This window comes from Pseudomonas ulcerans, from assembly GCF_036324125.1.
In the GTDB taxonomy this organism is placed as follows: Bacteria; Pseudomonadota; Gammaproteobacteria; order Pseudomonadales; family Pseudomonadaceae; genus Aquipseudomonas; species Aquipseudomonas ulcerans.
Window position 1 is genome coordinate 1 of record NZ_JAZDQN010000050.1, and the last position, 11,811, is coordinate 11,811.

The 11,811-nt window shown below is 63.5% G+C and carries 10 protein-coding genes; 6 read left to right on the forward strand and 4 right to left on the reverse strand.

Annotation, left to right across the window (positions count from 1 at the left end; genetic code table 11):
- Positions 1–181: 181 nt before the first annotated feature.
- Positions 182–1,576 (forward strand): aspartate aminotransferase family protein, encoded by a 1,395-nt coding sequence (locus V0R59_RS27830; protein ID WP_330077256.1) that lies wholly within the window; start codon positions 182–184, stop codon positions 1,574–1,576.
- Between the two features lie 37 nt (positions 1,577–1,613).
- Positions 1,614–1,835, forward strand: a complete 222-nt coding sequence (locus V0R59_RS27835; protein ID WP_330077257.1) for an MbtH family protein — start codon at positions 1,614–1,616, stop codon at positions 1,833–1,835.
- A 132-nt stretch (positions 1,836–1,967) separates the two neighbouring features.
- On the opposite strand, the gene V0R59_RS27840 is transcribed toward V0R59_RS27835, so the two are convergent.
- Positions 1,968–2,504 carry a thiamine pyrophosphate-binding protein gene (locus V0R59_RS27840; RefSeq protein WP_330077258.1) on the reverse strand — a complete coding sequence of 179 codons (537 nt, stop codon included), beginning with the start codon at positions 2,502–2,504 and terminating at the stop codon, positions 1,968–1,970.
- On the reverse strand, positions 2,501–3,691 hold the full coding sequence (locus V0R59_RS27845) for a PepSY-associated TM helix domain-containing protein (RefSeq protein WP_330077259.1): 1,191 nt from the start codon (positions 3,689–3,691) through the stop codon (positions 2,501–2,503). Before V0R59_RS27845 ends, V0R59_RS27840 begins: the two co-directional genes overlap by 4 nt.
- Before the next feature lie 235 nt (positions 3,692–3,926).
- Here V0R59_RS27845 and V0R59_RS27850 point away from each other — a divergent pair, with 235 nt between their 5' ends.
- The 4 genes from V0R59_RS27850 (at position 3,927) to V0R59_RS27865 (ending at position 9,183) form a co-directional block, all read left to right on the forward strand.
- Positions 3,927–4,904, forward strand: coding sequence for a TauD/TfdA family dioxygenase (locus tag V0R59_RS27850; protein WP_330077260.1), 978 nt, complete (start codon positions 3,927–3,929; stop codon positions 4,902–4,904).
- Positions 4,905–5,098: 194 nt separating this feature from the next.
- Positions 5,099–5,608 (forward strand): sigma-70 family RNA polymerase sigma factor, encoded by a 510-nt coding sequence (locus V0R59_RS27855; protein ID WP_330077261.1) that lies wholly within the window; start codon positions 5,099–5,101, stop codon positions 5,606–5,608.
- 5 nt (positions 5,609–5,613) lie between these two features.
- Positions 5,614–6,597: a FecR domain-containing protein gene (locus V0R59_RS27860; RefSeq protein ID WP_330077262.1), complete on the forward strand. Its 984-nt coding sequence runs from the start codon at positions 5,614–5,616 to the stop codon at positions 6,595–6,597.
- A gap of 93 nt (positions 6,598–6,690) precedes the next feature.
- A complete protein-coding gene (locus V0R59_RS27865) occupies positions 6,691–9,183 on the forward strand; it encodes a TonB-dependent siderophore receptor (protein ID WP_330077263.1) in 2,493 nt (830 codons plus the stop codon).
- A 483-nt stretch (positions 9,184–9,666) separates the two neighbouring features.
- On the opposite strand, the gene V0R59_RS27870 is transcribed toward V0R59_RS27865, so the two are convergent.
- Entirely contained in the window at positions 9,667–11,118 is a 1,452-nt protein-coding gene (locus V0R59_RS27870; protein ID WP_330077264.1) for a PAAR domain-containing protein, read from the reverse strand.
- Between the two features lie 308 nt (positions 11,119–11,426).
- On the reverse strand, positions 11,427–11,711 hold the full coding sequence (locus tag V0R59_RS27875; protein WP_330077265.1) for a hypothetical protein: 285 nt from the start codon (positions 11,709–11,711) through the stop codon (positions 11,427–11,429).
- Between the last annotated feature and the right edge of the window lie 100 nt (positions 11,712–11,811).

Consider the following 11,811-nt stretch of genomic DNA (forward strand, 5'->3'; position numbering starts at 1 on the left):
GCGGGGTTTTCCCGGCGTTTGCGGCGGCTAATTCACGGTCGCAATCGGGGTTAACCCCGCTCCCACAGGGGGCATGCTCAAAGTGGAAAAAAACCTGTTTCACGTTGTAAATCCCTACCGCGCTGGTGCGTTTTTCTAGGAAGGAAACTCACCTCATCCATCTTTTTCGAGGGTTGCACAGATGTCAGTCGCTATCAGGGTTGCCGAAGACCAGGACGCCGGCGAAACGCTCTACCAGTTCGACGAGTCGCCGCTGCTGGCCCGGCAAAGCCGCCAGGAATCCAACGCCCGCAGCTACCCGCGGCGTATTCCGCTGGCGCTGAAACGCGCCCGCGGCCTGCATGTCGAGGACGTCGAGGGCCGGCGCTTCATCGACTGCCTGGCCGGCGCCGGCACCCTTGCCCTGGGCCACAACCACCCGGTGGTGATCGAGGCCATCCAGCAGGTGCTGGCCGATGAACTGCCACTGCACACCCTGGACCTCACCACACCGGTCAAGGACCAGTTCGTCCAGGACCTGTTCAGCGTGCTGCCGGCCGAGCTGGCGGCGGAAGCGAAGATCCAGTTCTGCGGCCCCACCGGCACCGACGCGGTGGAAGCCGCGCTGAAGCTGGTGCGTACCGCTACCGGGCGCAGCACCGTGCTGTCGTTCCAGGGCGGCTACCACGGCATGAGCCAGGGCGCCCTGAGCCTGATGGGCAGCCTCGGGCCGAAGCGGCCGCTGGGGGCGCTGCTGAGCAACGGCGTGCAGTTCATGCCCTACCCGTACGACTACCGCTGCCCGTTCGGGCTGGGTGGCGCGGCCGGGGTCAAGGCCAACCTCAACTACCTGGAAAACCTGCTGGGCGATCCGGAAGCCGGCGTGCAACTGCCGGCCGCCGTGATCGTCGAGGTGGTGCAGGGCGAGGGCGGGGTGATCCCGGCCGACCTCGACTGGCTGCGCGGCGTGCGGGCGATCACGGCCAAGGCCGGCGTGGCGCTGATCGTCGACGAGATCCAGAGCGGCTTTGCCCGCACCGGCAAGATGTTCGCCTTCGAGCACGCCGGGATCATCCCGGACGTGGTGGTGATGTCCAAGGCTATCGGTGGCAGCCTGCCGCTGGCGGTGGTGGTCTATCGGCAGTGGCTCGACAGCTGGGCGCCGGGTGCCCATGCCGGCACGTTCCGCGGCAACCAGATGGCCATGGCGGCGGGCTCGGCGGTGATCCGCTACCTCAAGGAACACGATATCTGCGCCCACGCCGCAACCATGGGCGAGCGCCTGGGCGGGCACCTGCGCGAGCTGCAGCGGGCTTATCCACAGCTGGGCGATATCCGCGGGCGCGGGCTGATGCTCGGTGTCGAACTGGTGGACCCGGATGGCGAAGTGGATGCCCTGGGTCATGCCCCGTACTTCCCGCGTCTGGCACCTTTGGTCCAGCGCGAATGCCTGAAGCGTGGCCTGATCCTCGAACTGGGCGGCCGGCATGGCAGCGTGGTGCGCTTCCTGCCGCCGCTGGTGATCACTGCCGAGCAGGTCGACGAAGTCGCGGCGATCTTCGCCCGGGCGCTGGCGGCGGCGGTGGCCGGCCTGTAATTTTTCGCGTCATCCCTCAAGGTTTCGGAGAACGGCAATGACTTCAGTATTCGATCGCGACGACATCCTGTTCCAGGTGGTGGTCAACCATGAAGAGCAATATTCCATCTGGCCGGACTACAAGGAAGTCCCGGCGGGCTGGCGCACCGTGGGCAAGAGCGGCCTGAAGAAGGACTGCCTGGCCTATATCGAGGAGGTGTGGACCGATATGCGGCCGTTGAGCCTGCGCAAGAAGATGGAGGAGCAGGTGGGGCGTTGACCGTTTTGCGGTGCACGCGATCCCTGTAGGAGCGGGTTCACCCGCGATTACGATGGTGGCATCACCGACGCAATCGCGGCTGAACCCGCTCCTACAGGCTCCGTCAGGCCCTTCAGGGCCATGCAGATTCAGTTATCTCGCCGCCTTGGCCAGCCACTCCACCGTCTTCGGCGAAGCCTGCTCCAGCGGGATCGCCGCCTGGTGTACCGACCCGTCCCAGCCTTCCATGGTGATCCACAGCTGCGCATCCACCGGCGTGTTCTGCGGCACCGGCAAGCTCGCGCCCTGGCGATGCGCCGAGCCAAAGAAGATCACCCCCGCCGCCCGCAAGCTGCGCGGCTTGCCGATCCTCAGGTAGGTGGCCTTGACCCGCTGGGCGCAGGCGTCGCACAGCGCGGCATTGAAGCCCTTCATGTAGCCGGACACGCCATCCAGTTCCGGCGCCTTGTCCTTCAGCTCGGCCAGCGTCAGGCTCCACGGCCCGACCTGCACTTCGCCCACCACCCGCTGCCCCAGGCCCTTGTCGCCGCGAAACAGCGCGGTCTCGGCGAAATAGCGTGGCATGAACCCCAGCGGCACCAGGATCAGCAGGATATTCAGGTGAAAGCGCCACTTGCGCCAGAAACGCCCCAGGCCGGAGGGTGCCGGGGTTGCCAGGTCCTTGCTCATGACGGGTTCTCCAGGGGCTCGGCATTGCGCGGCTTGCGCGCTTCACGGGTCTCGCGCTTGAGCGCGGCGGCGGTGGCCAGGGCGGTGCGCTTGCTCCAGATCAGCAGGCCGCTGAGCACCATCACTGACAGCACCAGGCCGAAGAAGGCCCAGATCGCCTTGATCCAGAAGCCGCCGAAATCACCGGTGTGCAACGGCCGCATCGATTCGGTGACGAACTCGAGCGGCGTGCGGTCCGACAGCAGCCGCGACGAGGTGACCTCGCCGGTGTAGGGATGGACGTTCACCGACTGCGCCATCAGCGGATACCAGCTGCGCCCGGCCACCTGCAGGGTGCCGTAGGTGTTGCTGGGCAGGAAGATATTGCTCGCGTCCAGGCTCGGGACCTTGTCCTGCGCGACCTTCAGGACCTGGTCCAGGCTGACCATCGGCGGCGGGTTGCCGTCCGCAGTCAGGGGCACGCTGCCGTGGGTGATCACCGAGGTCACCGGCGAGTAGCTGGAAATGCTGATCTGGTTGTCGCTGAGGATCGCCTGGATCAGGAACCAGGTGCCGGTGATGGAGATGGTCGCGATGAACCAGATCGACCAGATGCCGCTGAGCCGGTGCAGGTCGCCCCAGAAGATCCGTGCACCGTGGCGCAGGCGCAGCACCGGGTTGAAGAAGCCTTTCCAGAAGCGCTTGTACACCACCAGCCCGGTGACCAGCGAGGCCAGCATCGGCAGGCCGAGGAAGGCCACCAGGTACCAGCCCCACGGATAGCCGTTGGTGAACGGCACCAGCCACCAGCCATGCAGGGCGCGGGTGAAGCGGCGGAAGTCGAAGTCTGGCGCGTAGCCCTGGATCTCGCCGCTGTACGGGTTGATGTAGGCGATGGTGGAGCGGCCGCCGGGCAGGGTCAGGGTGGCGTTGAGGGCGAAATAGTCGCCGTCCGGCTGGAACAGGGCGCCGAGGGTCGCGTCCGGGTTCTTCTGGTCGAGGTGGTCCTTGATCTGCTGGAAGCTCAGGCGCTCGGCATCGTCGGTCGGCGCGGTGGCGCGCATCTCCGGGTAGGCCAGCCACATGATTTCCTTGCTCACCACGGCCAGGGTCCCGGTCACGCAGACGATCAGCACGAAGAACCAGATCGGCAGGGCCAGCCAGCTGTGCACCAGGAACCAGAGTTTCGAGCGGGACTTCTTCGACATGGGTTGCGCTCTCGCTTTCGCTGTCGGTGAAAGCGGCCGGGTGCGACCGCTGCATCCATTTCTCTACGAACAAGGGCGCGTGCATTTTAGTCGCCAGTTGCAAGTAAATGTTTCTGCGGCACAACGACACGCCAGGCGGGATTAATTTTCCGCCACGGCCAAACGTTCCATCTGCACAGGGTGCGTGCCCGACCGCTGGGGCTCGGGCGTTCGCACCGACCAGGGAGAAATCTTCATGAGTGAAGCGTTGAGTTTGGACATCCGGCCCTTGCTGGAGGGTGCGGGCACCTTGCCCCTGTTGATCGAGGCGCCGGAGCCGGGGCTGGACCTGATGGAAACGCTCGGCGAGTTCAAGCCGCTGGTGGCGCAGCACCTGCACACCGCCGGCGGCATTCTGTTCCGTGGCTTCGAGGTGGGGGGCGCCGAGCGCTTTCGCGAATTTGCCGCGGGCTTCGGCGATCCGCTGCTCAGCTACGAGTTCGGCTCGACCCCGCGCAGCAACGTGACCAAGGGCGTCTACACCTCCACCGAATACCCGGCGCACCAGAGCATCCCGCTGCACAACGAGCAGGCCTACACCCTCGACTGGCCGATGCGCATCTGGTTCTACAGCATGATCGCCGCGCAAACCGGCGGCGAGACGCCGATCGCCGACAGCCGCGAGATCTACCGGCGGATCCCGGCGCGGATCCGCGAGCGCTTCATCGAGAAGAAGCTGATGTACGTGCGCAACTACGGCAACGGCCTCGACGTGGAATGGAGCCAGGTGTTCAACACCGAGGACGAAAGCGTGGTCGAGGCCTATTGCCGCGCCCATTCGATCCAGTGCGAGTGGAAGGACGACGGTGAGCTGCGCACCCGGCAGATCTGCCAGTCGGTGGCGCGGCACCCGGTGACCCAGGACATGGTCTGGTTCAACCAGGCGCACCTGTTCCACGTCTCCAACCTGCCGCCGGAAGTGCGCGAGAGCCTGCTGGACGTGGTGGAAGAGGACGAGCTGCCGCGCAACGTCTACTACGGCGACGGCTCGCCGATCGAGGTGGACCTGCTGGACGAGGTGCGCGGGGTGCTGGACGAATGCACCATCAAGTTCCCCTGGCTGGAAAACGACGTGATGATGCTCGACAACATGCTTGCGGCCCATGCGCGCTCGCCGTTCACTGGCAAGCGCAAGGTGGTGGTGGCGATGGCGCGGGGGCATTCGGAGCGCTAGTTCACAGAGCCGCATCAGGAGTGGCACGAGCCCTGTAGGAGCGGGTTCACCCGCGATTGCGATAGTGAATTCACTGGCGTCATCGCGGGTGAACCCGCTCCTACAGGGTCCGCGTTTCAGCAAGGCAGTTGCGTCCCGGTTGAGCGAATCGATAGTATTGCGAATCGTTACCATCTACGCAGGCGTTCTGTCCCATGGGCACGCACAACTCATTCGAACAGGACGTCGAAGTCCTCTACCTGCAACATCATGGCTGGCTCAAGGGCTGGTTGCAGCGCCGCCTGGGCGAGGCGGCGGATGCGGATGACCTGGCCCACGACACCTTCGTGCGCATCATCCGCGCCCGCAGTCCGGTCGCCGAGCTCAAGCAGCCCCTGGCCTACCTGGCGACCATCGCCAACAGCCTGCTGGTCAACCGCTGGCGCCGCCTGGCGGTGGAGCGGGCCTATGCCGAGGCCCTGGCGGCGCAGCCGGAGGCGCTCGACCTGTCCGCCGAGGCGCGCTACCTGCTGATCGAAACCCTGACCGAGATCGATGCCGTGCTGCATGGCCTGTCGCCGCGGGTGCGGGAGGTGTTCCTGCTCTCGCAGCTCGATGGCCTGTCCTACAAGCAGATCGCCGCGCAACTGGGCCTGAGCGTCAACCAGGTGCAGAAGGCCATGCTCAAGGCGTTCAGCCGCTGCTACGCCAGCCTGTTCGAGTGAGCACCGTGCCGGAAGCCCCGATCAGCCCCCGCGTGCGCGACCAGGCGCTGGCCTGGTTCAGCCTGACCCAGTCCGGCGATATCAGCGAGGCCGAGCTGCAGCAACTGCAACGCTGGCGGCAGAGCGACAGCGAGCACGAGCGCGCCTGGCAGCGCATGGCGCAACTGCCGGGGGTGCTGCGCAATCACGCGCGGCTGCTGGAAAACCCGGTGGCGCGCGGGGCCTTGCAGCACACCCGCTACGTCAGTGGCGACCGCCGCCAGGTGCTGAAGCTGCTGTTCGGCGTCGGCGTGCTTGGCGCCGCCGCCTGGCACGGCAAGGACAGCCACTGGGTCCAGGGCGAACTGGCCGACCTCGCCACCGCCACCGGCCAGCGCCTGCACAAGACCCTGGCCGACGGCACCCAGCTGTGGCTGAACACCGCCAGCGCCGTGGACCTGCGCTTCAGCGACGGCGAGCGGCGGATCGTGCTGCGCTTTGGTGAAGTGGACATTCTCACCGGCCACGACCCCGCCGGCCGGCCGCTGCGGGTGCAGACCCCGGATGCACTGCTGCAGCCGCTGGGTACGCGCTTCTGCGTACGCTGCGACGAAGCGGGCAGCGGCACGCGCTTGTCGGTGAGCAGCGGGCGTGTGTCGGTAGCCGTGCCCGGTCGACGCGAGGCACAGGTGGTGGAGGCCGGGAACCAGGTGTTCATCGATGCGCGCGGCGTGTCGCAGCTGGCGCCGATCGACCCTGGCGCGACAGCCTGGATCGATGGCTTCCTGGTTGCCGAGCGCATGCGCCTGGCGGATTTCGTCACCCAACTGGCCCGCCATCGCCGCGGCATCCTGCGCTGCGAGCCGGCGGTGGCCGAACTGCGCCTGACTGGCTCCTTCCCGCTGGATGACCAGGAGCGGATCTTCTCGCAACTGGTGGACAGCCTGCCGGTCAGCGTCAGGCATCGCACGCGTTATTGGGTCACGGTCGCAGCACGACAGGCCGGATAATTTTTTCACCCGGCTGGCAGATTTCTCGCGCTCGATTGGCCTAGGGGTAATCCCGCTGCTGACGCGGCCCCTTGAACCTCTCGGAAACTCTCCATGACGCATCGTCTCCACCCGCTGGCCCGCGCCATCCACGACACCCGTACCTCGGCCCTGCACCTGACCCTGGTGGGCAGCCTGCTGCTCGGTTGCAACCTGACCGCCCAGGCCGACGACAGCGTGTCGACGGCAAGCGCGGTCCGCACCTTCAGCGTCGCCGCCGGCCCGCTGGACCAGGCCCTCGGCCAGTTCGGCAGGCAGGCGGCGATCCCGCTGGCCACCGATGCGCGCCTCACCAACGGCAAGACCAGTGCCGGCCTGCAGGGCCAGTACAGCGTGGAGCAGGGCTTTGCGCGGATTCTCGCCGGCACCGGCCTGACCGTGGTCCGCAACGCTCAGGGCAACTACCTGCTGCTGCCCGCCGCCGACCCGAGCGGCGCGCTGCAACTGGCGCCCACCAGCATCGACGGCCAGACCCTGGGGGTGAACACCGAGTACACCCGTTCCTACACCACCGGCGCGGTGACCATCGGCAAGAGCGAGCGCAGCCTCAAGGAGATTCCGCAGACGGTTACGGTACTCACCGCCCAGCGCCTCAAGGACCAGAACATCACCACCCTCAACGACGTCTACAACAACGTCCAGGGCGTGGTCGCCTATGGCGCGCTGAACGGCGACAACCAGCCCTACGCCCGCGGCTTCGAGATCGACAACTTCCAGATCAACGGCATCCCGATTCCCGCCGGCACCAGCACCGGCATCACCTCGCTGAACTGGACCGACCTGATCGCCTACGAGCGGGTGGAAGTGCTCAAGGGCTCGTCCGGCCTGTTCCAGGGCGCGGGCTCGCCGGGCGGTGCGATCAACCTGGTGCGCAAGCGGGCCGGTGCCGAGTTCCAGCTCAACACCGTCACCCAGGCCGGCAGTTGGGACAACTACCGCCAGGAAGTCGACGTGCAGGGCGCGCTGAACGCCGACAAGACCGTGCGCGGCCGCCTGGCCACCGCCTACGGCTCGCGGCATTACTTCTACGACGAGGGCAAGAGCGAGCGGGCTTCCACCTACGGCGTGCTGGAATTCGACCTGACCCCGGACACCCTGCTCAGCGTCGGCTTCAACTACCAGAACGCCAACAACCACGCGACCATGGACTGGGGCCTGCCCACCTACCGCGACGGCTCGAAGATCGACTTCAAGCGCTCCACCAACCTCAGCTCGCCCTCGGACTACAACGACGTCGAGTCGACCCAGGTCTTCATCGAGGCCAGGCACCAGCTCAACGAGGACTGGAAAGTCTCCCTTTCCAGCAACTACACCCGGCTCAATCTCGACGCGCTGTACAGCAACACCGGCGGCCTGATCGACCCGGCCGACAATTCCGGCGCCTACAACTGGGCCGAGGGCCGCGGCGAAAACAACTACCAGTACAACACCGACCTGTTCCTCAACGGCAACTTCGAACTGCTGGGCCGGCGCAGCGAACTGATCCTCGGTGGCAACGTCTCCCACAGCAAGCGCGTGGCCGGGCGTTACGACGTCACCTGGTACAACGGCGCCTACGACTTCATTCCGGACATCACCCAGTTCGACCCGCCCAAGTACGACCTCACCGACAAATACCGCACCACCACCGCCACCCTCGACCAGCAAGGGGTGTATGGCTCGCTGCGGGTCAACGTCATCGACCCGCTGGACGTGATCGTCGGCGCCCGGGTCAGCTGGTGGGACTACGCCCAGGACCAGCTCAACGAACTCAATGGCCGGCACACCCTCACCGCGCAGAAGACCAACGCCAAGGTCGTGCCGTTCTACGGCCTGGTCTATGCGCTCAACCCGGAATGGTCGGCCTATGCCAGCTACACCGAGATCTTCACCCCGCAGCTCAGCTACGAAACCGCGGCCGGCAACCCGCTGGCACCGCGTTCCGGCGAGTCCTACGAACTGGGGATCAAGGGCGAGCTGTATGACGGCGCGCTGAACACCGCCTTCGCCATCTTCCGCACCAACTACTCGGGTCGCGCCCAGACCGACCAGACCCAGCCGGCCACCTGCCGCTGCTACGTCGCCGGTGGCAAGGTGCGGTCCGAAGGTTTCGAGGCGGAAGTCTCGGGCAAGGTGCTGCCGGGGCTGGAGCTGAGTGCCGGCTACACCTACAACCGCAGCCAGTACGTGCGCAACCCGGACAACGTGGCGCTGGAGGGCACGTCGTTCCTGACCGCGATGCCGGAACACATGCTGCGCCTGTGGGCCAACTATCAACTGCCGGGCGAGTGGTCCAAGTGGCAGGTTGGTGTGGGTGGGAATATCCAGAGTGGTGTCTATGGTCGCTATATCGACACGGTGCCCGGTACCGGCGTGAAGAACGAGACCGGCGGTTATGCGGTGTACAACGCCCGGGTTGGGTATGACCTGAGCCAGAACGTCAATCTGTCGGTGAATGTGGAGAACCTGTTCGACCGGACCTACTACTCGCAGACGGGGACGGTGGAGAACAGTACGTACTTTGGTACTCCGCGGAATTTGATGTTTACGATGCGTACGCGGTTCTGAGGGGAGGGGGCTGGAGATTGCGTCGGTGCGCGCCTGTCTTGAGTTCTTCAGCGCCCTTTGAGATCGAGCGCCGCCCGCGCGGCGCAACCTCAGGAGCTGTGTCCTCTGAACTCCAAGAGCAGATAGAGGACAATGGACCATAGTATGAAAACCCGAAAAATCAGGCTTTCCTTGGAAAACAAACTTCTGAGATGTGAGGGGAAAGACTTAATGTCATCGTGGGACACTCTCTGCTTACGAATCAGTACCTTCGAACAGGACAGCGTCCCACTGATAAAGTCAATGGCGAAGCTCCGTGCAAAAAGTCCTTGGGCTTGAAGTGCGGAAATGGTCGAGTTGATGAGTGGGCTATTCGAAAATGAAGAAGATATATCGCTCCAGTATCTTTTCGTAATGTACAGCCTGAAAGCGAGCCAGCAGAAGAAAACTAGCGCGACCCCAACTATGAGAAATAGGACCATTGATTTTGGCCAGTTGTTCAGATCAGTCATATAGATAAAAGTCATGCATGACTTCTCCACTCCGCTCACCACCCTTCCCACCGAAGAAACTTCCTAGCCAGGATGCACCTCCTACAACCACCAGCGAGCATACAAGAATTTCTCTCGCACTAGGACTGCTGCTACGGCTGACACAGATAGCGGGACTATACTTGACTCCTAACTTCGCACCGGCAACTCCTCCCACCGTCGCTCCGGAAAACTTGCTCCCTTCAGTCAAAATCTTCTTCCTGCAAGCTTCTTCCGTGCCAGCCATGCAAACGTCCTTAATTGCCAGTACTGAAGAAACACCACCAATGCCTATGGCGACAGCGCCACCCACCTTCATATATTTCTCCGCCTTGGCGACGGCATTTACATAATTTGAATATCCTGGGATAGGCCCTGGTCCACCTGCTTTGTTCCAATGATGAACAAGGCTTTTTGTCGAGATTCCCAAGGCTTTTTTCAATTTGGGGTGACTGCCAAGTGAGGTGACACTGCGTAGCTTGTTTGACTTGAAGAAACTGGTGTCCAATTCGTCCAGTAAATTTTTACGTCTTTCGAAAAAATCGGCCCCACGCAAATGGCCATGCACACGGTAAGTCTCTTGATGTAGTTTTTCGAGATCAATCAATATCCGGGTCAAGTCTTTCATGTGTTTTTCAAGTACTGCTGTAGTAACGCCAACCCAGGTGGACACTTCGCCGAGCACGGCAGCAATTGCTGCCTGATGCTTCACCATTAAATCAGCCTCCTCCGGCGCTAATTCCCTCAACGCCTCGGCCGTTTCCTCCGCCGCCTGCATCAAATGCGCTTCTTCCCGCATGCACATGTTGTTACGCGGATCACTGAGAACGACCAGTTGCCCCGCCTTCACGATGTCATCACCGAGACTGCCGTTAAGGCCATTGAACTTGCGCAGCACGTCTGGCGAAGGTAGGTCACCGAACAATTCAGCTTCCAGCGCACGTCGGTTGATGGACTTCGGCACGATATAGAAACCGGGCTCGACAGGCTCGTTGTCTTCAGTGCTCGGACGCACTGGCGTTCCAGTCGACGATAAGGGCGAGGCCGAACGCGCAGCGGCAGCCGGTTGGGCGGCGGGTTGTGCACTGGTTGGAGTGATCGCACTACGAGGCGAGGCTGCCGGGGCGGTGCCCGCCGGAGGTGAGCCCGCTATGGCGATCAAGCGATTGCTGCCTACCGGACAGCCACACTGAATGCGCGCACCATCCAGCGCAGTGGGAATGTCATACCACTTGAAGATCTGTGATCCTTCGGCAATGACGCCCACTTCACCGCACCGAGGGCACCGCGTGGTCTTGTCACCGAGACGCAGCACGCCCCGGTCTTCCTGCGACATGTTGGGCAAGCTGCTGATGCAGGTCGCACCGGTAGTGGTCTTGTCGCCATCGAGGCCTTGTCCCAGGCCGTTGAGCGTTGAGCGCGCCATGGCTTAACTGTCCTCGCCGGAGAGGACGAAGCCCGGGATGACAGGCGAGGTTCGGTTGGTGAAGCGTGGAATGTCGGCGTCCATGGGGTTGCTCCTTGCTTGCAGGCCGCGCGGACTTCTTCGGAATGAAAAAACCGTGGTGCCCGTCGGTTGGAAGGCTGCAACCCTGAAGTCCCGAGACGGGAAAAAACATCAGACGTTTCCGAGAGATGTATAGGGATTTTTGGAAGCTGCTCGGTGCAGGTGGAAAGCCCAACAAAAAAGGCCACAGGACGATGCCTGCAGCCTTCTTCGCGATACAGCCCATATCAAACCAGGGACTGTCTGATCCCCTTCAACAGCGACTCAACCAGCGCCTGGCTGATCTCCAGCGCATGCTGCGTGGCCCAGGCCAGGCCCTGGACCGGCTTGCCGCCCGATTCGCAGAGTTGGTAGTTGGTTTCGTAGGCCGAGGCCAGGGACAGGCTGATATGCACCAGGGCATCTTCCAGGCTGGCGCCTTCGCAGACGGCGAACAGCGGTGGGTGGGTGCCGTTGCAGGTGGCGAAGTGGGTGTGGGCGGTACGGGGTGGATCGGGTACGGGTTTGATCATGATGACGCTCCTGTAATTCAAAGGGATCGCCATCCAGTACGTGACCAAACGATTGGGTGGCGACTGTACGCGGATTGGTCAACCGGGATTACAGGAGCAT